General features: G+C 68.7%; 1 protein-coding gene. It reads right to left on the reverse strand.

Annotated elements, in window-relative coordinates; genetic code table 11:
* Positions 1 to 15: 15 nt before the first annotated feature.
* A complete protein-coding gene (locus tag ASG64_RS11570; RefSeq protein ID WP_056073708.1) occupies positions 16 to 26,505 on the reverse strand; it encodes a non-ribosomal peptide synthetase in 26,490 nt (8,829 codons plus the stop codon).
* Between the last annotated feature and the right edge of the window lie 40 nt (positions 26,506 to 26,545).

Consider the following 26,545-nt stretch of genomic DNA (forward strand, 5'->3'; position numbering starts at 1 on the left):
TGGTGACCGGCGTCGTCAGTTCCCCAATGCCCTGCGCAGTGCCGGAACGATGACGTCCCACGCTGCGTCGGTCGTCATCGACCAGTGCGTCACCGGGACCGAGTACGCGTCCACGACGTCGGCGTAGGGCAGCCACGAGTCCGCGTAGACACGTCCGGTCGGATCGTCGGCGGCCGCGGCGAAGAACAGCATCCGACCGTCGAAGTAGCCGGGGTGATGCTGTTCCATCAAGCTGCCGTTGTGTGCCGCACCCTTCAACATCAGCTCGATGGTGCGCTCGTCCAACACCTTTGCTACCGACGGCGCCGACGCGATCATGCGTGCGGCGTCTGCGGTGTTCTCCAAGGGGATATCCGGGACGCCTTCCGTGCTCACACCGACTGCACCCAGTATCTCCGTCAGCGACAAACCGGACTCCGTGTCGGAGGAGGAAGTCGACGGTGCACTCCCGTAGGTATCCAGGACGGCAACGAGGTCGACGACCTCACCCGCCTCCCTCAGGAGTACAGCAACTGCGTGCGCGACCTTCCCACCGAAAGACCACCCGAGCAATCTGTACGGACCCTCGGGACTGACCGTCCGGATCTCGGCGAGGTACCGCTCCGCCACTGCGACAAGTGACTCCTCGAGCGTGTCGTCGCCCGAGAGCGCCGGCGTCTGGATGCCGTAGATCGGGATCTCCGGATCCAACCTCGAGGCCAGGCCCGTGAAGCTCCACGCCAGTCCGACGATCGGGTGGAAACAGAACAGCGCCGGCTGACTCCCGGTCGTCCGGATCGGCAGCAGCACGCCCAGCGCATCCTTGTCGTCGTCGATCGCACCGGCCTCCACCCGCGCCGCGAGGGTGGCCGGGGTGGGCGAGGTGAAGATCCACTGCAACGGGACGTCGAGGTCGATGACGTCGGACGCACGGACCGCCGACAACAGCTTGGTCGCACTGAGCGAGTTGCCGCCCAGCTCGAAGAAGTTGTCGTCGACTCCCACACGATCGACGCCCAGCACACTCGCGAAGACGTCGACGAATGCCGTTTCCAGCGGTGTCGACGGCGCACGGTAGTCGCGCTGCACACCCGCGTCCGGACTCGGAAGCGACTTGCGATCCATCTTCCCGCTGGCGCCGAGGGGGATCGAGTCGATGACGACGGTCCGACTCGGCACCATGTAGGACGGCAACCTGGTCCCGGCGAACTCCTCGAGGTCGATCAGGTCCACCGTCGTCCCCTCCTCGGGCACGACGTAGCCGATCAGGGCTGCGCTGCCACCGAACTTCTTCACCGCCGCAGCGGCGATGGTGATGCCGGGGAACGACGCGAGAACCTTCTCCACCTCGCCGAGCTCGATGCGGAAACCGCGCACCTTGACCTGGTCGTCGGTTCGACCGAGGTAGTCGATGTCACCGGTGCTCGACCAGCGCACAGCGTCACCGGTCCGGTACATCCGTCCCGGCGCGAACGGGTTCGCGACGAAACGGTCCGACGTCAGATCCGACCGACCGAAGTATCCCCAGGCCAGCTGATCACCGGCCAGGTACAGCTCACCGGCGACCCCGTCGGGAACGGGCTTCAGCGCACCGTCGAGGACGTAGACGCTGGTGTTGGCCGCCGGCTTGCCGATCGGGATGGACGCGGACGTACCCGTGTAGGCACCCGAGAAGCGTGTGACCGTGACGGCCGCCTCGGTGGGTCCGTACAGGTTGTCGACCTGTGCGTCGCTGATGCGACCGAACGCATCGACGCTGTCCCGAGGCAGTGCCTCGCCGGCGCACAGCACCGCACGGACCGATGCCACGTCCGCCGCCTCCGCGACCGTCAGGAACGCAACGAACGGGGACGGCACGAACACGGCGATCGTGACGTTCTGCGTCCGGATCAGATCCGCGATGTACAGCGAATCGCTCTGTCCGCCGGGCTTGGCCAGCACGACCGTCGCACCGGCGGTGATCGGCCACCACAGTTCCCACACCGAGACGTCGAACGTCACCGGCGTCTTCTGCACGACGGCGTCGGCCGTGGACAACCCGTACTCCCGGGTCATCCACGCGAGCTGGTTCGCCACCGCGGAGTGACCGACGGCGACGCCCTTGGGGCGGCCCGTCGACCCCGAGGTGTAGATGATGTACATCAGGTCGTCGCCCGTGATAGGACGCGTCCGCTCGTGGTCCTCGATGTGCCCGCCCGAGTAATCGGACAGGTCGAGCGTGTCCACGTCGACCCGCGTGCACCCCGTGTCCTCGAGATCGAGGACGATCGGCGACACCGTCAGCACTCCGCGAGGCCGCGCGTTCTGGAGCACGTACTTCGTCCGCTCCGCCGGGTGCTCGAGATCGATCGGCAGGTACGCGGCCCCCGACCTCACCACGGCGTGCAGAGCGATCATCATGTCGAACGATCGCGGGATCGCGACGGCGACCAGGTCACCGGGTCCGACGGCGTGCGCGATGAGGTACCGCGCCAACCGGTCGACTCGCTCGTCGAACTGGCGGTACGTGAGCGAGACGTCACCGGCCACGATCGCGACCTCGTCGGGCGACGCAGCGAATCGGTGATCGAGCATCTCGGTGACCGTCGACGGGACCCCCGGCATGGCCGTCCGGTTGCGGTCCTCGACGACGAGACGCTTCTCGTCGCTGCTCATGATCTCGATGTCGCGCACCATCGTGTCCGGTGCGAACGCCGCGGTCTCGAGCACGCGCAGGAACCTGTCGGCGAACGACTGCACCGTGGCCTCGTCGAACAGCGACGTCGCGTAGGTGAAGGCGAGTTCGAGCCCGCGCCCACGCTCGGAGTTCTCGCCGCCCTCGGCGACCACGAGATGCAGGTCGTACTGCGAGATCTCGGCCCCCGGATCGAGTGCCGCGACCTCGAGACCCGCCAGGCTCGCCTGCACCGGTGCGAGGTTCTGGAACGAGAAGCCCACCTGGAACAGCGGGTTGAAGGCCGTGGACCGCTCCGGGTCCACCGCTTCGACCACTGTCTCGAACGGCACGTCGGCATTCGCGAACGCGCCGAGGTCGACCGCCGAGGCGGCCTGGACGAGATCGCGGAACGACTGGTGGGGATCGACGTCGAGACGCAGGGCGAGCGTGTTGACGAACATTCCCACCAGGTCGTCGAGCGCTTCGTCGCCGCGACCCGCGATCGGTGTGCCGACCACGATGTCCCGGCTGTTCGCCAACTTCGACAGCAGCACCGAGAACGCCGAGTGGACGCCCATGAACAGCGTGGCGCGCGACCCCTGGCAGACCTCCTGGAGGGCGTCCATGACGCGGGCGGGCAGGAAGAAGCCGATCTCCTTGCCGGACATCGACTGGACCTCGGGCCTCGGCCTGTCGAACGGCAGCTCGAGCGGGCCGTCGAGACCGGCCATGGTCGACTTCCAGTACGAGATCTGTTCGCCGAGAACCGATGTCGGGTCCTCGACCGAACCGAGTGCCTCACGCTGCCACAACGTGTAGTCCGCGTACTGCACCTCGAGGGGACGCCAGACGGGCTCGTTCCCCTCGGAGCGCGACGCGTAGGCGACCATGACGTCCCGTGCCAGCGGCCCGATGGAGAAGCCGTCCGCCGAGATGTGGTGCATCACGATCATCAGCACGTGCGAATCCGGGCCGGTGCCGAGCAGCAGACCCCGGATGGGAACTGCCGCGGTGACGTCGAATCCGCGGGCGACGAAGGACACCAGACGGGATCGGACGGCGTCCTCCGACACCGAGTCCCGCTCGAAGTCCAGTACGTGATCCGACGGCGGCACGATCTTCTGGAACGGCCCCGACTCGTCCTGCGGGTACAGCGTGCGGAGCGCCTCGTGCCGCGCGACCACGTCCTGCACTGCGCGGACGAGGGCGTCGACGTCGAGATCCCCGGTGAGCCGCACGGCCAGGGGGACGTTGTACGCGGGAGAGACCGTGTCGAACTGGTTCAGGAACCACATCCGCTGCTGAGCCAGCGACAGCGGGATACGGTCCGGCCGCACCATCGGCGTCAGCGGGATCCGAGCACCCGACGTGGCGGATTCCACGCGTGCGGCGAATCCTGCGACATCCGCCGTCTCGAACATCTCGCGGATGCCGACGGTGGTGCCGAGACGCGCATTGATGCGGGCGATCACCCGTGTCGCCGACAGCGAGTTTCCGCCCAGCTCGAAGAAGTTGTCGTCCACTCCGACCCGATCCACGCCGAGTACCGAGGCGAACGCGTCCGCGACGGCTTCCTCGACCGGCGTCGACGGTGCCCGGAACTCACGCCCGGCGGTGGCGTCGACCGACGGCAGCTGTCGGCGATCGAGCTTGCCGTTGACGCTCAGCGGCAGTGCGTCGATCACGACGATCCGTGCCGGCACCATGTACGCCGGCACCAGTGTCCGCATGGTCTCGCGGACCGCGTCGACGTCGACGGTGCGGTCCTCGTGCGGAACGGCGTAGCCGATCAGCAGATCGCCACCGGCAACCTTCTTGACCGCGGCGGCGGCGGCGGACACGCTCTCGTGCGTCGCGAGAGCGGACTCGACCTCACCGAGCTCGATGCGGAAGCCGCGGACCTTGACCTGATCGTCCGTTCGCGCCACGAACTCGAGTTCCGGTCCCGTCCCGGCCGTACGGGTGTTCCACCGCACGGCGTCGCCGGTCCGGTAGAGGCGCCCCGCGCCGTACGGATTCGCGACGAACCGCTCGGCCGTCAGGCCGGAGCGACCGTAGTACCCGCGGGCGAGCTGAACTCCCGAGAGATACAGCTCTCCCGTGACGCCCTGCGGAACGGGCCGCAGACGGTCGTCCAACACGTAGACGCGGACGTTGGCCTCGGGGGCGCCGATGGGCACGACACCCGTCTCGTCCGCCGTGATGCGGTGCACGGTGGCCGAGACGGCAGCCTCGGTCGGTCCGTACAGGTTGACCACGTGAGCGTCGGACAGGCGTGCAAACGCCGTGACCACGTCGCGCGGCAACGCCTCACCGATGCAGACGACCGCGCGCAGCGTCGCGATGTCCTCCCGCGTGGCGACGGCGGTGAAGGCGCCCAGCAGGGACGGCACGAAGTCCGCCACGGTGACGGCTTCGTCGCGCATCAGTCGCGCCAGGTAGACCGGGTCGCGGTTACCTTCCGCGTTCGCCACGACCAGGCGGGCGCCCGTCGTGAGCGGCCACCACAGTTCCCACACCGACAGGTCGAAGGTCGACGGCGTCTTGTGCACCATCGCATCGGCCTCGGTGAGCTCGAACTCCTGTTGCATCCACCAGATCTGGTTCGCCACGGCGCGGTGCGGCAGGGCCACACCCTTGGGTCGACCGGTCGATCCGGAGGTGTAGATGACGTAGATCGCGTCGTCGGGCAGCAGTGTGCGCGACCGCTCGGCGTCGGTGACCGGAGCGTCCGAGTACCCGGACAGGTCGACCGTCGTGATGTCCACCTGCGGCACGTCGGTGTGCACCGCCAACCCGTCGAGGCCCGTGACAACGAGAGTCGGGCGGGCGTCACCGAGGACGTACTCGGTGCGATCGGCGGGATGATCCGGATCGATCGGCAGGTAGGTCGCACCCGCCTGAACGACCGCGTACAGAGCGACGATCGAGTCGACGGACCTCGGAACCGCGACGGCCACGAGGTCTCCCGTACCGACGCCGGATGCGATCAGGTGGCGGGCGAGGCGGGCGACACGAGCTCCCAGCTCGGCGTAGGTCGACGACTCGCCCTCGAACGTGATCGCCACCGCGTCGGACGACGCCGCGACGCGGCCCGTGAACATCTCGGTCAGCAGCAGCGGCGCGCCGGACCGGTCCGTGGCGTTCACGGAGTCCAGCAGCTCACGCTGCTCGTCCTCGGACAGGACGTCGACGGCGCGGAGCGGAACCGTCGGGTCGGCGTTGACGGTGTCGATGACGCGGTGCAGACGCTCGACGATCGCGTCGGCGGTACTGCGATCGAACAGGGCGGTGGAGAACGTCAGGGCGCACTCGAGCGCACTGGTGACACCGTCGCCACCTTCCTCGGCGCCGACGAGGAGCTGCAGGTCGAACTGTGCGGCTCCGGTTTCCACACCCAGGTCCGAGATCTCGAGCCCGGGCAGCGTCAGGGACACCTGCTCGAGGTTCTGGAAGGTGAAGCCCACCTGGAACAACGGGTGATGAGCCGTCGACCGTTCCGGGTTGATGGCCTCGACGAGCCGCTCGAACGGGATGTCGGCGTTGCCGAAGGCGGCGAGGTCCCGTGCCCGTGCCTGTTCGACCAGCTCACCGAACGACATGTCCGGGTCCAGGTCGAGGCGCAGGCCGAGAGTGTTGGCGAACTGACCGACGAGGTTGTCGAGTTCCTGCTCTCCACGACCGGCGATCGGCGTGCCGACGACGATGTCGCGCGAGCCCGACAACTTGGCCAGCGTGAGAGCGAAGGCAGCGTGCATCGCCATGAACAGCGTGGAACCGGACGCGGTGGCCACCCGGTTCAGCGCCTGCACCTGATCCGCGGAGATGCGGAAGCGGACCGATTCACCCTCCATAACCTGGATCTCCGGCCGCGGACGGTCGAACGGCAGCTCGATCGGGCCGTCGATTCCGCCGAGAGCGGTGCGCCAGAAGTCGAGCTGTCGGGCCAGGATCGACGTGGGATCCGACTCGTCGCCGAGGACCTCGAGCTGCCACAGCGTGTAGTCCGCGTACTGCACCGGGAGCGGCGCCCAGATCGGGGCATTGCCGGCGATGCGGGACGAGTACGCCACCATGACGTCGCGGGCCAGCGGGCCGAGCGAGAACCCGTCCGCCGACACGTGGTGGATCACGAAGGCGAGCACCTGCTCGGACGGACCCGTCCTGAGAATGGCTGCTCGGACAGGAACCTCACGGGTCACGTCGAAGCCGTCGGTGACGAAGGCGAAGAGTCGGGCACGCATGCGTGCCGGATCGACGTCCTCGACGGTCAACGACAGGTTGGTGCGATCGACCGGGAGCACCACCTGGTGCGGGCCGTTCTCGCCCTCCGGGTACACCGTGCGCAGCACCTCGTGCCGACCGATCACATCGGTGATCGCCTGCTCGAGAGCGACGGTGTCCAGATCACCCGTCAACTTGATCGCCAGCGGGATGTTGTACGCCGCGGAGGAGGTGTCGAAGCGGTTCAGGAACCACATGCGCTGCTGCGCGAGGGACAGCGGGATCTCCTCGGGACGTTCCCGCGGTTCCAGGGCGACGCGTGTACCGAACTCGACCGCACGTTCCGCACGCACTGCGAGCCCCGCGGCCGTGGGTGCCTCGAAGATCTCGCGGATGCCGACGCGAGCGTTGAGTGCCGCGTTGACCCGGGAGATGACCTGTGTCGCCGACAGCGAGTTGCCACCGAGCTCGAAGAAGTTGTCGTCCACGCCGACGCGCTCGACGCCGAGCACCGACGCGATGGCACCGGCCACCACTTCCTCCACCGGGGTGGACGGTGCGCGGTAGGTCGAGCCGGCATCGACGCCGACCGACGGCAACTGCCGACGGTCCAGCTTGCCGTTGATCGACAGCGGCAGACTGTCGAGTACGACGATCCGCTGCGGAACCATGTACGACGGAAGGCTTTCCGACGCGTGAGCGCGCACGGCGTCGACATCGACGGACCGGTCCGGGGCAGGAACGACGTAGCCGACGAGCATGTCTCCGCCACCGGTGGTGGACACCGCCACCGCTGCTGCCGCGACCGAATCGTCGCCCACGAGAACGCTTTCGATCTCACCGAGCTCGATGCGGAAGCCGCGGACCTTGACCTGGGTGTCGGTGCGGTCGAGGAAGACCAGCTCACCGCCGGCGTTCCAGCGGACGGCGTCGCCGGTGCGGTACAGGCGTGAGCCGTCGGCGTCGAACGGGTTCGCGACGAACCGTTCCGACGTGAGGTCGGCTCGGCCGACGTATCCCAGCGCGAGCTGGGTGCCGCCGAGGTACAGCTCGCCGCCGACGCCCGTCGGTACCGGCCTGAGTCGATCGTCGAGTACGTAGACCCGGACGTTGGCCTCGGGTGAGCCGATGGGCACCGACCCATTGGCGCCGCGCACGGTGCGGTGCGAGGTCACGGAGACCGCGGCCTCGGTGGGGCCGTAGAGGTTGTCGAGCGTTGCGTCCGACAGGGATTCGAATGCTGTCACGACGTCGCGCGGTAGGGCTTCACCGATGCACAGCACCGCGCGGAGCGTGGCCACGTCCTCCCGCGATGCCAGGGCGCAGAAGGCGCCGAGGAGCGACGGCACGAAGTCGGCCACGGTGATCCGCTCGTCCCGCATGAGGCGTGCGAGGTAGGACGGGTCGCGGTTGCCCTCCGGGGAGGCCAGGACCAACCGGGCGCCCGCGGTCAGCGGCCACCACAGTTCCCATACCGACAGGTCGAACGTGGACGGCGTCTTCTGCACCATCGCGTCCTCGGACGTGAGGTGGTACTCGTTCTGGATCCACGCCATCTGGTTGGCGACGGCACGGTGCGGCAGCGCCACGCCCTTCGGCCGTCCGGTCGAGCCGGAGGTGTAGATGACGTAGGCGCGGTCCTGGGGGAGCAGGGGTCGACTGCGGTCGATGTCGGTCATCGGAGAGCCGTCGAACAACGACATGTCGACCGTCGAAAGGTCGACGGTGGGGATCGTCGTCTCCACGGGAAGCGGCGTGCCGGAGATGATCGCCATCGACGGAGCGGCACTGGAGAGCACGTACTCCGTGCGCTCCGCCGGGTGATCGAGGTCGATCGGGAGGTATCCGGCACCGGCAGCGACGACGCCGTACATCGCGACCATGGAGTCGAACGAGCGCGGTACCGCGACGGCGACCAGATCGCCTGTCCGGACACCCTCACCGACGAGGTAGCGGGCCAGGCGCGACACACGTTCGGAGAACTCCCCGTAGGTGATCGACTCGTCGCCGTACGTCAGCGCCGTGGAGTCAGGTGCCGCGGCGACGCGGGCCGCGAACATGTCCGTCAGCAGCTCGGGCACACCGGCGACGTCGGTGTCGTTGCGCTGCACCAGGATCTGCTCACGCTCGTCGGCCGACAGGACGTCGACGGCAGCGATGCGCTGGTCCGGTCGCGCCGCGACGGCGTCGAGAACGCGCAGGAACCGTTCGACGAACACCTGTGCCGTGGACTCGTCGAACAAGGACGTGGCATAGGTGAGCATCGCGATCTGCCCGGCATCGGTGCCGCTCTCGCTGACGATGAGGTGCAGGTCGAACTGGGACACATCGAAGTCGAAGCCGGCGTCCGACACCGTCAGATCGGGAAGCTCGAAGCTCACCGGTGACAGGTTCTGGAAGGAGAAGCCGACCTGGAACAGCGGGTGGTACGCGGTGGAGCGCACCGGATTCAGCGCCTCGACCAACTGCTCGAACGGCACGTCGGCGTTGCCGAAGGCCGCCAGGTCGCTCTCGCGGACCGACTCGACCAGATCGGCGAACGTCAGGTCCGGGTTCACGTCGACGCGCAGAGCGAGCGTGTTGACGAACATGCCGACCATGTCGTCGAGCTCCTGCTCGCCGCGGCCGGCGATCGGGGTACCGACAGCGATGTCCCGACTGCTGCTCAGCGCCGACAGCAGGACGGACCAGCCGGCGTGCATCGCCATGAACAGCGTGGCGCGCCGTTCCTGCGCGATCGACGTCAGCGCGGCCGTCGTCTCGGCGGAGATCTCGAAGCGGATCGACTTGCCCTGCAACGACTGCACCGCGGGGCGCGGTCGATCGGTCGGCAGCGCCAACGCGTCTCCCAGCCCGGCGAGGCGGGTCTTCCAGTACGCGACCTGCCTGCTGACGACGGAGGTGTCGTCGTCGAGCGAGCCGAGAACCATGCGCTGCCACAGCGCGAAGTCGGCGTACTGCACCGGCAGCGGCGTCCACGACGGTGCCTCACCGCGTACCCGAGCGGTGTAGGCCACCATGACGTCCCGCGCGAGAGGACCCTGCGAGAAACCGTCGGACGAGACGTGGTGGATGACGATGCCGAGGACGTAGGCCGGATCGTCGTCCGGGGCGTCGGTGATCTGCAGCAGCAGTCCGCGGACCGGAACCTCGGCCGTGACGTCGAATCCGCCGGAGACGAACGTGAACAACCGCGCGGCGACGTTCTCCTCGGTGACGTCCTCCGCGTGCAGGTCCAGCGGAACGTCACGCGCCGGCAGGACGACCTGCGCGGGCCCGTCGTCGGTCTGCGGGTAGACCGTTCGCAGAGACTCGTGGCGTTCGAGGACGTCGCGGACCGCCAGGGTCAGCGCGTCCAGGTCGAGCCGGCCCTGGAGCCGGATAGCGAGCGGAACGTTGTACGCGGGCGAGGACGTGTCGAACTGGTTCAGGAACCACATGCGCGACTGCGCCAGCGACAGCGGCACGTGCGCCGGCCGCTCCATCGGCACCAGCGGAGCACGCGTCTCGGCGGTCGACGCCGACTCGGCGCGCGCGGCGAAGGTCGCGACGTCCGCGGACTCGAACATCTCGCGGATACCGATGCGGGTGTTCAACCGCGCGTTGACGCGGGCGACCACCTGCGTCGCCGACAACGAGTTGCCGCCGAGCTCGAAGAAGTTGTCGTCCATACCGACTCGGTCGACACCGAGCACCGCGGCGAAGGCAGCGGCCACGATCTCCTCGACCGGGGTGGAGGGTGCGCGGTACTCGCGCGCCACGTCCAGATCGACCGACGGCAGACGACGGCGGTCGAGCTTGCCGTTGACGCTGAGGGGCAGCTCGTCGATGACGACGATGCGGGACGGCACCATGTAGCCCGGCACCGACTCCCCTGCCGCGGCGCGCACGGCGTCGACATCGACGGTCGTGTCGGGTTCCGCGACGACGTACCCGACGAGGAGCTCTCCGCCGGCGGTCCGAGCGACGGCGGCCGCGGCTGCAGCAACTCCGGCAGCCGATGTCAGCGCGGCCTCGACCTCGCCGAGCTCGATACGGAAGCCGCGAACCTTGACCTGGTCGTCGGTGCGTGCGACGAACTCGAGAACCGTGGCGTCTCCACGGGTGACCCAGCGGACGGCGTCACCGGTGCGGTAGAGACGTCCGGCTCCGAAGGGGTCGGCCACGAAGCGTTCCGCGGTGAGAGCGGTGTTGCCGAAGTATCCGAGCGCCAGCTGGTTGCCCGCGAGATAGAGCTCACCTGCGACACCGACCGGGACCGGTCGAAGGCGACTGTCGAGGACGTACACCTGGACGTTCGACTCGGGTCCACCGATGGACACCGGGCCGCTCTCGTCGGGCGCGATGTGGTGCACGGTGACCGAGACGGCAGCTTCCGTCGGGCCGTACAGGTTGACCACGGGGGCATCGGACAGCCGGGCGAACGACGTGACGACGTCACGCGGAAGCGCCTCGCCGATGCACAGGACGGCCCTCAGCGACGCGACGTCCTCGGACGTCGCCACCGAGGCGAATGCCCCGAGGAGCGACGGCACGAAGTCGGCGACGGTGACGTTCTGCTCGCGCATGAGACGCGCCAGTTCGGCGGGATCCCGATTCGCCTCCGGGGAACCGATGACGAGACGGGCGCCGGCGGTGAGCGGCCACCACAGTTCCCACACCGACAGGTCGAACGTGGACGGTGTCTTCTGCACCATCGCATCGTCGGCCGTGAGGGCGAACTCGTTCTGGATCCACCAGAGTTGGTTCGCCACAGCGCGATGCGGCAGCGCGACGCCCTTGGGTCGTCCCGTCGAGCCGGAGGTGTAGATGACGTAGACGGGGTCCTCCGCGAGAAGCGGACGCGTGCGCTCCTCGTCGGTGACGGGGCCGTCGGAGAATTCCGAGAGCTCCGCCGCGAGCACGTCCATCGTCGGCACGTCGGTCGGCGCGGACAGCTCCCGTCCACCGAGCAGGATCAGCGACGGTCGAGCATTGCCCAGCACGTACTCGGTGCGCTCGGCCGGATGATCGAGATCGATCGGCAGGTAGGCGGCACCCGCCTGGACCACCGCGTACATCGCGACCATGGAGTCGATCGACCGCGGCATCGCGACCGCGACCAGGTCGCCGGTGCGGACGCCGTCCGCCAGCAGCGCGCGTGCCAGACATGCCACGCGAGAGCCGAACTCGGCGTACGTGATCGACATCTCGCCCTCGGTGAGGGCGAGAACGTCCGGGCGCTCGGCGACACGGTCGGCGAACATCCGCGCGACCGATGTGGGAGCACCGGACACCGCGGTGTCGTTGACGTCGACGAGGATCGCGCGACGCTCGTCCTCGCTCAGCACGTCGACCGACCGCACGGGGGCCTCGGGACGCGCGATCACGGCGTCGACGACGCGCGAGAACCGCTGCGTGAACGACTCGGCGGTGGCCTTGTCGAACAGTGCCTCGGCAAACGTCAGGACGGACTGCAACGATCCGTCCTCGGCGCCCTCGCTGACGATCAGGTGCAGATCGAACTGCGAGACAGCCGCTTCGATGCCGACGTCGCCCACGGTGAGGTCCGGCAGCTCGAACGTCACGGGTGCGAGGTTCTGGAAGGAGAAGCCCACCTGGAAGATCGGGTGGTACGCCGTCGAGCGGCGCGGATCGACGGCCTCGACCAACTGCTCGAACGGCACGTCCGCGTGACCGAACGCGGACAGGTCGACCGACCGTGCGGCCGCGACCAGATCGGCGAACGACGCGTCCGGATCGACGTCGAGGCGCAGGGCGAGCGTGTTGACGAACATGCCCACCATGTCGTCCAGCTCGCGTTCACCACGACCGGCGATCGGGGTTCCGACGGCGATGTCCCGCGAACCCGACAGCGTCGCGAGCAGGACGGACCATGCAGCGTGCACGGCCATGAACAGCGTGCCCTGACGTGATGCGGCGACGGCACGCAGACCGGCGGTCTGCTCCGGTGTCAGCGAGAACTGCACCGAGTGGCCCAGCATCGACTGCACGGCCGGGCGAGGACGATCCGAGGGGAGCTCGAGAGGATCGTCGAGACCGACCAGCTGCTGCTTCCAGTAGGAGATCTGCTGGGCGGTCAGCGAGTCCGGATCCTTCTCGGATCCGAGCACCGCGCGCTGCCACAGCGCGTAGTCGGCGTACTGGACCGGCAGTGGGGCCCACTCCGGCGCCGCACCGGTGATGCGCGCCGAGTAGGCGACCATGACGTCGCGTGCCAGCGGTCCGAGAGAGAAGCCGTCGGCGGAGATGTGGTGGACGACGATCGACAGGACGTACTCGGCCTTGTCTCCGGCCGGGTCGACGATCTCCAGAAGCACACCGCGGACGGGCACTGCCTCGGTGACGTCGAAACCGCCCGCGATGAACTCGAACAGGGCGCCGGGGACGCCGTCGGTCTCGACGGGCCGAGGTGCGAGCTCGAGCGGGACCGCGTCGACACCCAGGATCACCTGGTACGGACCGTCTTCCGATCCGGGGTAGACCGTGCGCAGCGTCTCGTGGCGGGCGAGGACGTCGCGGACGGCCTCCTCGAGCGCCTCGACGTCGAGCGAGCCGGTGAGCCGGACCGCCAGCGGGATGTTGTAAGCCGGTGAGCTGGTGTCGAACTGGTTCAGGAACCACATGCGGCGCTGCGCCAACGACAGAGGGACCGGATCGGGTCGCTCCCCCGCCACCAACCGGGGACGGTCGCCCACGCCGGCCGAGAGTGCCCGTGCGGCAAGCTCGCCCACCGTGGAGGCATCGAAGATGTCGCGGACGCCGATGTGCGCATCGAGCGCCGCGTTGATGCGGGCGACGGCCTGGGTCGCGACCAGTGAATTGCCACCGAGGTCGAAGAAACTGTCGTCGACACCGACGCGCTCGACGCCGAGGAGGTCGGCGAACACCTCCGCGACGGCCTGATCCTCGGGGGTCTCGGGAGCGCGGTACTCGGCGCGGGACCGGACCAGTGTCGGTTCCGGGAGCGCCGCGCGGTCGAGCTTGCCGACCGGGTTCAGCGGCACCGACGTCAGCGGCATGATCACCGAGGGCACCATGTGCGCGGGCAGACTCGCCTTGACCGACGCGTGCACGGCGGCGATGTCGAGGTCGACACCCTCGCGGGGCAGGACGTACGAGACGAGGTCGGTGACACCGCCGGCGGATCGGTGACCCACCGTGACGGCGAAGTCGACGTCCGGGTGCGCGGACAGAGCCGCATCGATCTCACCGAGCTCGATGCGCTGGCCGCGGATCTTGACCTGGAAGTCGCTGCGGCCGATGTACTCGATCGTTCCGGCCTCGGTCCAGCGGACGACGTCACCGGTGCGGTACAGGCGACTTCCCGCGGGACCGTACGGGTCGGCGACGAAGCGCTCCGACGTGAGCGTCGAGCGACCGAAGTACCCACGCGCGACTCCGGGACCTCCGGCATAGAGCTCACCCGGGACGCCGACCGGAACCGGCCGGAGCCGACCGTCGAGGACGTACTCGGTGGTGCCCTTGCTGGGGCGACCGACGGTGATCCGATCACCGGCGGCCAGCGACAACGACGCGTTGATCATGATGGTCGTCTCGGCGGGGCCGTAGCCGTTGACGACGGTGCGGCCCGACTCGGCCCACGTCGCCATCAGTTCGGGCGGGAGTGCTTCGCCGACGGGCATCACGGCACGGACGGACGGCACCGCGTCGGGTTCGACCGTCGCGAGCGCCGACGGGGTGATGACCATGTGGGTCACGCCCTCGTCGGTCACGAACCGGGCCAGGTCCGGTCCGCCGTAGAACCCGGCCGGCGCCGGAGCCAGCGGAACTGCATTGCCCGCAGCGAGCAGGATCTCGAAGATCGATGCGTCGAAGCTGGTCGAGGCGACGGCGAGAACGACGGACCGCTCGTCGATCTTTAGGCTGTCCGTCTGCGCCGCAACGAGGTTCGCGAGGCCCGTGTGCGAGACGACGACGCCCTTGGGCTGTCCGGTCGAGCCGGACGTGTAGATCATGTACGACGCGTTGTCGAGGCGGATCGAGCCGAGACGTTCGGCGTCCGTGATCCGCTCGGACGAGCGCGCGTCGACCTCGGACGCGACCTGCTCGTCGTCCAGGACCAGCCACGACAGTCCCTCGACGTCGGCGGGACGGTCGGCGACGGTGGTGATGCCGAGCGCAGCACTCGAGTCGTGGACCATGTAGTCGATGCGCTCGGCGGGATGCGCGGGGTCGACGGGCACGACGTAGCCGCCCGCCTTCGCGACGGCCCACACGCACAGGACGAACTCCGCCGATCGCGGAACTGCCACGGCCACCACGACGTCGGGTCCGACGCCGCGGTCGACGAGGACGCGGGCCAATCGCGAGGCCCGCGCGTCCAGATCGGTGTAGGTCCATCGGAGCGAACCCTGCTGTACAGCAACGCCGTTCGGCGCACGATCGGCAGCCGATTCGAGAATGTCGACGAGGGTGCGCTGATCGACGTCGGCCGATCCGCGACGGCTGAGCAGGTCTTCCCGCTCGGACGGCAGCAGTGTCTCGACGCGTCCGACAGGTGTCCCGGGGGCACCGGCGAAGGTGCTGAAGACGGCCTGCAGACGGCTGCCGAGGTCGGCCATGTCGTCGTCGGAGAACAGGTCTCGCAGGTAGCGCAGCGTCATCCGGATCTGCGTGTCCGCGAACGTGACCACGTTGATCGGGTAGTGCGTCGCGTCGAGCACCTGTGCGCCCGTGACAGCCATGCCGTCGATCGACGCGGCGGCTTTCAGGCCCTCCTCGTCGACGGGGTAGGACTCGAGGACGGTGATCGAGTCGAACACCGCACCGGGTCCGACGGCGGTCGTGATGTCCGCCAGGCCCAGGTAGTGGTGATCGAGGAGCGCGGTCTGTTCCTCCTGCAGTCGCAGCAGGAACGATTCGATGTGCTCGGACTCGTCGATACGCACGCGGACCGGGAGAGTGTTGATGAACAGTCCGACCATCGTCTCGACGCCGTCGAGGTCCGCGGGACGCCCGGAGACGGTGCCACCGAACGCGACGTCGTCGCGGCCCAGCTGACGAGCCAGGACCAGACCCCACACGGCTTGGACGATCGTGCTCAACGTGACACCGAGGCGCGAGCCGAGGTCGGTGAGCTCGGACGTGACCTTCTCGTCCATGACGACCTCGACACGGCCCGTGTCGGTGGAGACACCGGACGTATCGGTGATGCCCGACAACAGCGTCGGCTCTTCCGCACCGGCGAACGCGGTGGTCCACGCCTTGACGGAGACGGCGCGGTCACGGACGGACAGCCACTCGAGGAACGACCGGTAGGAACGCACTTCGGGAAGCAGCGACGAGTCACCGCGCAACGCGTACAGCGTCAACAAGTCCTTGAGCACCAGCGGCATCGACCAGCCGTCGATGACGATGTGGTGCGCCATGAACGACAGCGTGACCGTGTCGTCGGCGGTCCGGATCATCCGGAACCGCACCAGCGGTGCGTCGTCCATCGCGAAGCGTCGATCGCGTTCGGTCTCGAGCTCGGTGCGCAGTGCACTCTCGAGGTCCTCGGTGCCGCGCAGGTCGACATCGACCCATTGCACCTCGACACGATCGGGAACCAGCTGCACAGCACGACCGTCGGCGGTGGTGCGGAACGACGTCCGCAGCCCGTCGTAGCGAGCGAGCAGAGCGTCGGCAGCCGCGACGAAGCGGTCTCGATCCACCTCACCTGTCAGATCGAGAACGACCTGCATGACGTAGACGTCCGCAGCGTCGGCCGGCTGCATCGACGAGTGGAAGAGCAGACCCGCCTGCAGAGGTGCCAGCGACCAGACGTCCCCGAGATCCGGGACGTCGTTCTCGAAGACCTCGATGTCCTTCTGCGACACGGGGACCAACGGAATGTCGGACGGCGTCAGGCCGCCGGCCTCACCGCTGTCGACGTGGCCCGCGAGTGCGGTCAAGGCGTCGACCCAGTACCGGCCGAGCACCTCGACGTCCTCGGAGGACAGGATCCCCCGGGGGAACGCGAACGTCGCGCCGAGCTGATCGTCCGCGAGCACCGCGTTGATGTCCAACACAGCGATGGCGGGCATGTCCGCGTCGAGCGGCACGTCGGCGAGCGTGCGGATGTCCGACGACGGCAGGAACCCGAGTCCCTCTGCGCCCTCGGGGAGTTCGCCGGCGGACAGGCGACCGAGGTAGTTGAAGCTGATCTGTCCGACGGACGTGCCCAGCACGGACCGGCCCGAGTCGTCCAGGTAGCGCAGCATGCCGTACCCCATGCCGCGGCTGGGAACTCGGAGCAACTGCTCCTTGACGGCCTTGACCGCTCGACCCGCCGCCGGACCTCCGGCGAACGCGTCGTCGAGATCGACGTCGGCAAGGTTCAGCAACACGGGGAAGATGGCCGTGAACCAGCCGACGGTGCGCGAGAGATCCGCGAGTCCGGCGTCGCCGAGCACGTCTTCCTCGCGGCCGTGACCCTCGAGTCGCAGCAGCAACGAGTCGGACTCGGTGCCGCGCTCGCGACGCCACTTCGCCACGGCGAGTGCGAGAGCGGACAGCAATCCGTCGTTGACGCCGCCGCGGAACACCTGCGGCAGCGTGGTGACCACGGATGTGGTGACGTCCGCCGGGACGGTGACCCGGATCTTGTCGAGCGTGTTCTGCACGTCGATCGACGGGTCCAGATCGCGGTCACCCAGAAGGAGGTCCTCGGACCGGACGACGGACGTCCAGAACGGCAGTTCGTCGCGACGCGACGCAGCCTGATCGGTCAGGGCGTGCGCCCAGGTCCGCATGGAGGTGCCCACCGGTTGCAGCTGCGGCTCGGTGCCCGTCGAGACGGCGAACCAGGCGGTGACCAGGTCGGGGACGATGATGCGCCAGGAGACGCCGTCGACGGCGAGGTGGTGGCCGGCGACGACGAGGTAGCCGTTCGCGTCGGAGGTTGCCGCCGTGTCCAGCCGGACTGTGTCCAGCCAGACGAACTGGACGAGACGGCCGTCGGCGGTCGAGAGGCGGTCGAGGGCCGCGTCGAGCGCTGCGCGAGCGGCCTTCTCGCGGTCGTCGCCGGTCAGGTCGGCGTCGAACGGAACGCGGGTGAGCAGGGATGCTGCGTCGACGGCACCCGAGGCGGCGGTCTCGATGGTGAACCCGTCGTCGACGGAACCGAGCAGCCGCGCGCGGAACATGTCGTGCCGGTCGAGGACGGCCTGGAGCGTGGCCACGAGGCGGACCTCGTCGATGCCGGCCGGCAGGTCGAGCACGACGCTCTGCGAGAAGCGCTCGTACGCGCCGCCGCGCTGGGTCATGAAGTGCTCGACAGGTGTGAGCGGCCGTGTTCCGACGCCGCCGCCCTCGAGTTCGGGCAGCATGCGGACGGCGTTCTCCCCCGTCGACACGACGGCCGCCAGTGCGGACACCGTGCGCCGCTCGAAGACGTCGCGCGGGCTGAGCGACAGCCCGGCCGCGCGGGCACGGGAAACCAGCTGGATGGAGACGATGCTGTCTCCACCGAGAGCGAAGAAGTCGTCGTCCGCGCCGACCCGGTCGACGCCGAGCACGTCGGCGAAGACCGATGCCAGGGCGCGTTCGGTCTCGGTGGCGGGTTCGCGGTACGTGTCGGTGTCGGTACCGAACTCCGGTGCGGGCAGCGCCCGGCGGTCCACCTTGCCGGTGGCACCGAGCGGCACCTCGTCCATGACCACGATCGCCGACGGAACCATGTGCGTCGGTAGCGATTCCGCCGCCCACTCGGTCAGGTCGGATTCCCGCAGCAGCGATCCCGCGGTCAGCGTGACGTAGGTGACCAGCACCTTGGAGCCGGCAGCGGTGGTGAAGGGAGTGGTCAGCGCGAACTGGACCTCCGGGTGGGAGGAGACCACCGCGTCGATCTCACCCGGCTCGATGCGGAAGCCGCGAATCTTGATCTGCGAGTCACCGCGACCGACGTACTCGAGTTCGAGGTCGCCCGTCTCGGGACGCTTCCACCACCGCACCACGTCGCCGGTGCGGTACATGCGCGTACCGGGGTCGCCGTACGGATCGGCGACGAACCGCTCGGAGGACAGTGCGCGACGCTCGTGATAGTGCTGCGCCACACCGGGTCCCGCGGTGTAGAGGTCGCCGGGAACACCGACGGGGACGGGGTTGAGGCGAGCATCGAGAACCATCGCCCGGCCGCCGCGGATCGGGCCGCCGAACGGCATCGGGCCACCCGGAACCATCGGCTTGCCGATGTGCGAGACGATGGTGGTCTCGGTCGGTCCGAACACGTTGAGCATGCGCCGGCCCGGGGCGAACCTGGTCACCAGATCCTGGGAGTACGCCTCGCCGCCCACCGAAATGGTCTGCAGCGCGGGAAGACCGGTGTGATCCACCGACGCCAGCGCGGCCGGCGTGATGAAGGCGTGCGTCACCTCGTGACGACGCAGGAACTGCGCCAGCTCCTCGCCGCCGTACACGGATGTCGGCACGATCACCAGAGCGGCCGCGGCGGGAACCGCGAGCAGCAGCTCCAGCAGTGATGCATCGAAGCTCGGCGACGCGAAATGCATGACCCGCGAGTCACGCTCGACGCGGTACTGCTCGCGCTGCGAGACTCCGAGCTGGTTCAGGCCACGGTGCGAGACCGAGACGCCCTTGGGCAGACCGGTGGAACCGGAGGTGTAGATGATGTACGCACGATCGGACGGCGTCACGGTACGCAGACGCTCGGCGTCGGTGATCGGTGCCGAGGACGCCTCGGAAACCTGGCGGCGCAGGTCGTCGGAGTCGACGACGAGCCAGTCGATGTCGTCGGGCAGAGATCCACGGTGGGCACCCAGGGTGAGACCGACGCGGACACCCGAGTCGGTGACCATGTGCTCGATACGGTCGGCCGGGTAGTTGGGGTCGATCGGCACGAAGGCCGCGCCGGTGCGGGTGACCGCCCACATCAGGGCGACGGACTCCGCCGACCGCGGGACCGACAGTGCGACAGTGGATCCGCTGCCGATACCGCGGGCGATGAGGATGCGTGCGAGACGGGCGGTGAAGTCCGCGACCTCGCGGTAGGTCGCCGAGGTGCCCTCGAACAGCACGGCACTGTCGAAGACCAGCGCCGGGCCGTCCGGGTTGATTTCCGCGGCCTCGACGAGCAGGTCGCCGAGGATCCGCTCGTCGACCGGGTCGTCGCCGGTGACGGGAGCGAGAGCGGCGGCCTCGGCGGGTTCGAGCAACGCGATGTCGCCCACCGCACGATCCGGAGCATCGATCGCTGCCGCCAGGACCCGCTCGAGTCGCTCGCAGAACAGCGACACGGTCGGAGCGTCGAACAGGTCGGTGGCGTAGGTGACCTCGATCGAGAGACCGGCCGGTGCGCCGGACTCGTCGACGGTCTCGGTGATCTCGATGGAGAGGTCGAACTTGGCCGAGTGCACCCCGGCGTCGTAGCGCGCGACCTCGAGTCCGCCGAGTTCGAACGTGGTGCGCTCGAGGTTCTGGAAGGCGAGAGCCACCTGGAACAGCGGATTGTGCGACGTCGAGCGCTCGGGGGCGAGCACCTCGACGAGTCGTTCGAAGGGAACGTCCGCGTTGCCGAAGGCGTTCAGGTCCACGGACTTCGTCTCGGCGAGCAGCTCGGCGAAGGACGCGTGGGGCGACACATGGCTGCGAAGCACCAAGGTGTTGACGAACATGCCGACCAGGTCGTCGAGCGCTTCCTCACCGCGGCCGGCGATGGGCGCACCGACGGCGATGTCGGTGGTGTTCGACAGCTTCGCCAGCACGACGGCCAACGCGCTGTGCACGACCATGAAGAGAGTGGCGTCGTGCGCCCGCGCGACATCCGCGGCGCGGGCGTGGACATCGGCTCCGATGACGTGGTTCACCGCGGCGCCGCCGCCGGTGGACACGGCCGGGCGCGGTCGATCGGACGGGAGGGTGAGGACCTCGGGCAGGTCGTCCAGCTGGGTCACCCAGTACGACTCCTGCTGCGACGCCAGCGATTCCGGGTCCGACTCGGACCCGAGCATCTCACGCTGCCACAGGGAGAAGTCCGCGTACTGCACCTCGAGCGGACGCAGCGGGCCGTTCTCGCTCCACGCCGGCGAACCCGCCTGACGTGCCGCGTACGCGGTCATGACGTCGCGGGCCAGCGGCCCCATCGAGAAGCCGTCGGCACTGACGTGGTGCACCACGAAGGCCAGCACGGAATCGGTGTCCGACATCCGCAGCAATGCGCCGCGCAGCGGTACCTCGGCGGTGACGTCGAACCCGGACGTGACCATGTCGATCACGCGGCTCTGCACGGCGTCGGACGCCACGTCGACGACCGAGAACTGCGAGGAGACCTGCTCGGCCGGAAGGATGACCTGGTACGGCGTGCCGTCCACCTGCGGGTAGAGCGTGCGCAGGGATTCGTGACGCTCCAGCACGTCGCCGACGGCGGCCCGGAGCACGTCGACGTCCAGGGCGCCACGGAGCGTGATCACCAGCGGGATGTTGTACGCCGCGGACTCGGTGTCGAACTGGTTGACGAACCACATGCGGGACTGGGCGAGAGACAGCGGGATCCGCTCGGGACGCTCGCGCGGTGCCAGCACCGGGCGGGTGCGTCCGGTCTGCGCCGCGGCGTCGATCCGCGCGGCGAGCGCAGCGACGCTGGGCTTCTCGAAGAGGTCGCGGACACCGATGGAACTGCCCAGCGCCTCGTTGACACGAGCCACCGCTCGCATGCCGACCAGTGAATTGCCACCGAGCTCGAAGAACGAGTCGTCCATGCCCACACGCGGCGCGTCGAGCAGCGCGGAGAAGACGTCGGCAACGACCTTCTCGGACACCGTCTCGGGGGCGCGGTACTCGCGGGGACCGGACACGTCGACGGGCTCGGGGAGCGCACGGCGGTCCAGCTTGCCGCTGGGGCTCAGCGGGATCTCGTCGAGGATCGTCAGGTGCGAGGGGACCATGTAGGCGGGAACGCGTTCGCCCACCAGGTCGAGAACACTCGCCAGTTCCGGTGCGCGCCCGGCCTCCGGCACGATGTACGCCACCAGGGCTTCGCCGGTGCGCTCGTCGGAATGAACGATCGCGACAGCGCGTGCCACGTCCGGATGAGCCGTCAGGGCGGACTCGATCTCGCCCAGCTCGATGCGCAGACCGCGGAGCTTGACCTGGAAGTCGGTGCGGCCGAGGAACTCCAGCTCGCCGTCGGCCGTGCGCAGCACCAGGTCACCGGTGCGGTACATCCGCAGACCGGTGGTGCGGGGATCGGCGACGAACCGGTCGGACGTGAGATCCGGACGTCCGAAGTAGCCCCGCGCCAACTGGGCACCCGTGAGATAGAGCTCTCCCGGGACACCGACCGGGACGTCGTGCAGACGCGAATCGAGCACGCGCGCACCGGTGTTGCGGATCGGACGACCGATCGGGACGGTGCGGACGTCGGCCTCGGTGGTCCGGTGCAGGGTCGAGGTGACCGTGGCCTCGGTGGGGCCGTAGGTGTTGTCGAGCTCGGCCGCGGAGGAGTCGGCGAAGCGTCGGACCAGGTCCACGGACAGCGCCTCACCACCGACGGAGAGGTACCGCAGCGAATCCGGCAGCGCCAGACCGGCGTCCGACATGAACAGCTCGAGCATGGACGGCACGAACTCGAGGATCGCGATGCGGTGCGTCCGCGCCTGGTCGAGCAAGTACTGCACGTCGAGGTGGCCGTCGGGCCGGGCCACGACCAGCGTCGCGCCGAGTTGCAGCGGGAGGAACAACTCCCACACCGACGCGTCGAAGGTGACCGGCGTCTTCTGCAGCATCGTGTCGCCGGCAGTCAGATCGTAGGTCTCGTGCATCCACAGCATCTGGTTGATCACCGAATGATGCGATACGGCAACGCCCTTGGGGCGTCCGGTCGATCCCGAGGTGTAGATGATGTACGCGATGTTCGACGGCAGCAGAGCGGACGTGCGCTCGTCGTCGGTCAGGGCGTCGGCGGACACTCCCGACAGGTCGACGGTGTCGACGTCGACGATGTTGTCGTGTTCCGGAAGATCCCGGTGATCGCGCGACGTGGTCAGCAGCACGACGGGGGCGGCACTGTCGAGGACGTACTCGGTGCGCTCGGCCGGGTGGTCCGGATCGACGGGGACGTACGCGCCCCCGGCTTCGAGGACCGCGTAGATACCGATCATCATTTCGAGTGATCGCCGCATGCCGACCGCGACACGGGTATCCGGGCCCACGCCCAAGGAGAGAAGGTGACGCGCCAGTCGGTTGACCCGCTCGGAGAACTCGGCGTAGGTCAGCGACTCGCCCTCGTACACCAGCGCGGTGGCCGAGGGGTCGATCGCGGCACCGCGACGGAACATGTCGACGAGGGTCTCGGACGGCAACGGTGCATCCACGCCCCGCAGGGAGTCGAGCCGGTCCTGCTCCCCCGCCGTGGTCAACGGCAGATCGCCGACCGGTGTCGACGCGTCGGCCACGACGGCGGCGAGCATACCGACATAGCGCTCGGCGATCGCGGCGGCGGTGCCCTCGTCGAACAGATCGGTCGCGTACAGCAGAGATCCGTCGATCGCTCCGGGCGAGCCGTCGGGATCGACCTGCTCCATGAGGGTGACGGTCAGGTCCAGCTTGGCGACCGGGACGTCCGAGTCGAGCAGACCGATGGTGACATCCGGGAGTTCGATCTCGGTGCGCTCGAAGTTCTGCAGCATGAGCAACACCTGGAACAGCGGCGCGTACGCCAGCGACCGCTGCGGGCGCAGGATCTCCACCAACCGGTCCAGAGGCAGGTCGGAGTTGCCGAGCGCGTCCAGATCCGCTGTGCGCGTGCGGACGAGGAAGTCCTCGAACGACTCGTCCGGGGTGACGAAGGATCGCAGCACGAGGGTGTTGCCGAACATGCCGACGAGCGGGTCGAGAGCTTGCTCGCCGCGCCCGGCGATCTGCGTACCCACCGAGACGTCGTCCGTCGCCGCCATGCGGGACAGCAGCACCGCGAGCGCGGCATGGACCACCATGAACATCGTCGAGTTCGTGCGACGGGCCAGTTCGTTCAGACCCTCCGCGACATCGGACTCCACACGGAAGTTCACGGTCGCGCCGCGCGAGGACGGCTGGGCCGGGCGGGTGCGGTCGGTCGGCAGTTCGATGACCTCCGGCGTGCCCGCCAGCGCGCGCGTCCAGAACGCGATCTGCTTGGCGCTCAGCGATTCCGGATCGTTCTCGTCGCCGAGGAGCTCGCGGTGCCACATGGCGTAGTCCGCGTACTGCACCTCCAGCTCCGGCAGGTCCGGCGCGGAGCCGGCGCTGCGCGCCACGTAGGCCGTCGTCAGGTCGCGCACGAGGGGGGCGAGCGACCCACCGTCGCTGGCGATGTGGTGCATGACCACCGCGAGGACGTAGTCCTGGTCGGCGATCTGAAACAGCTTCGCGCGGAACGGGACCGAGGACGACACGTCGAATCCGTCCAGAACCACCGGGGTGAGTCGCTCGTACACCGTCGACTCGTCGATCCGCTCCGGTTCGAGCACCACCGACACCGACGAGGCGGGTTCGATGCGCTGCACCGGACCGCTCTCGGTCTGCGGGTAGACGGTGCGGAGCGTCTCGTGCCGGGTGATCAGATCCTCGAACGCGCGGCCGAGCGCCTCGATGTTCAGCGCTCCCGTCATCCGCAGGACGACGGGCTGGTTGTACGCGGGAGAGCTGACGTCGTACTGATTGGTCAGCCACATGCGCTGCTGCGCGTAGGACAGCGGCAGTTCGGCGTCGCGTGAACGACGGACCAGCGGGGGCCGCTCGGGGGCACCGAGTGAGAGATCCACTCGTGCAGCCAGATCCGCGATGGATGTCGCTTCGAAGACGTCGCGGACCGCGATGCGGGACTGCGCCGCCTGATTGATGCGCGCGACGACCTGGGTGGCCAGCAGCGAGTTGCCGCCGAGCTCGAAGAAGGTGTCGTCGAGGCCCACTCGTTCGGCCGCGAGGAGGTCGGACAGGACGTCCGCGACGGTCCGCTCGGTCGCGGACTGGGGCGCCCGGTACTCCTTGGTGGACGTACCGATCGTCGGCTGCGGCAGTGCAGCACGGTCGAGTTTGCCCACCGGCGTCAACGGGACCGCGTCGATGACGATGATCTCGGACGGCACCATGTAGGCGGTGAGGCTGCGGCCGACGAACTCGGTGACGTCGGCGACGTCGACCTCGTGGCCCGGCTCCGGCTGGACGTAGGCGACCAGGACGGTGGACCCGTCGGCCAACTGGTGGCCGGCTGCCGCGGCGAAGCGGACATCCGGGTGTGCGCTCAGCGCGGCGTCGATCTCGCCGAGCTCGATGCGGAAACCGCGGACCTTGACCTGGAAGTCGGAACGGCCCAGATAGTCGACTGCGCCACCGGCCCGTACGCGCGCGAGGTCGCCGGTGCGGTACATGCGCGATCCGGGCTCGCCGAAGGGGTCGGCGACGAAACGCTCGGAGGTCAGCGACGGGCGTCCGTGATACCCACGTGCCAGACCCGGTCCGGCGGCGTACAGCTCGCCTGCCACCCCGGCAGGGACGTCGCGGAGACGCCCGTCGAGGACGGGGGTGCGGAAGTCGCGGATCGGGCCGCCGATGGAGACGGGTGCGTCCGGGAACAGTTCCGCGCCGTTGGTCATGATGGTGGCCTCGGTGGGACCGAAGCCGTTGAACATCCGGCGGGAGTCGGTCACGAAGCGGGACACCAGTTCGGGAGGGCAGGCCTCACCCGCGGTGACCACGACGCGGAGGTCGGGGAGCTCGGACGGCGTCACCGACGCGAGCACCGACGGCGTGATGACGGCATGCGTCACCCGCTGCGCGCGCATCAGTGCGGTCAGGTCGTCGCCGCCGAAGACCTCCGGCGGGGACACGACCAAGGTGGCACCGGAACCTACGGCCATGAGCAGCTCGAAGACGGAGGCGTCGAAACTCGGGGACGCGACGGCGAGGGTCCGCGACGAGGAGTCGATGCCGTAGCGCTCGCGCTGTTCGGCCACCAGTCCCGACAGACCGGCGTGCGTGACCTCGACGCCCTTGGGTCGACCCGTCGAACCCGAGGTGTAGATCATGTACGCGGTGTTCGCGGGTCCGAGGACGCGCACGCGGTCCGCATAGGTGACCGGATCACCCGAGCGAGCCTCGACGGCAGCGTCGAGGTCGGAGTCTCCCAGAACGAGCCAGCGCACGTCGACGGACGCCGGGAGGGCGTCCCGGTACTCGGCCGTCGTGATCCCGATGCTCGCGCCCGAGTCGGTGAGCATGTACTCGATGCGATCGGCCGGGTACTTCGGATCGACGGGAACGTAGGCGGCGCCGGTCTTGGCGACGGCCCAGATGGACAGGATGGACTGCGCGGACCGGGTCACGGCGAGGGCGACGACGTCCTCGGCGCCCACACCGCGGTCCATCAGTTCACGGGCGAGCTTCGACGACGCGGTATCGAGTTCACGGTAGGTCCATGCGTGCGACGTGCCGGCGGCGTCGACGAGAACGATGGCGTCGCGATCGGGGTCGACCTCGACGGCGGCAGCGAGGATCTGCGGGAGTGTCGCCGCGCGCGGGCGCTGACGGCGACGCGGGCGCTCCCGCGTCGGGCGCGCCTTCCGTGCACGTCCACCGTTCGGGGTGGTCTCTTCGGAACCCTTGGAGTTTTCGGAATCCTCGGAACCTGTGGGAGTGCTATCCGTCATCGTCGTACTCCTCGTGTGTAAATACCGAGCCTCGTCCGCG

It is taken from the genome of Rhodococcus sp. Leaf247 (assembly GCF_001426185.1).
Lineage (GTDB): Bacteria > Actinomycetota > Actinomycetes > Mycobacteriales > Mycobacteriaceae > Rhodococcoides.

Excerpts from the sequence above, each read along its gene's own strand:
- ASG64_RS11570 (WP_056073708.1), bottom strand. The coding sequence starts at position 26,505 with ATGACGGATAGCACTCCCACAGGTTCCGAGGATTCCGAAAACTCCAAG.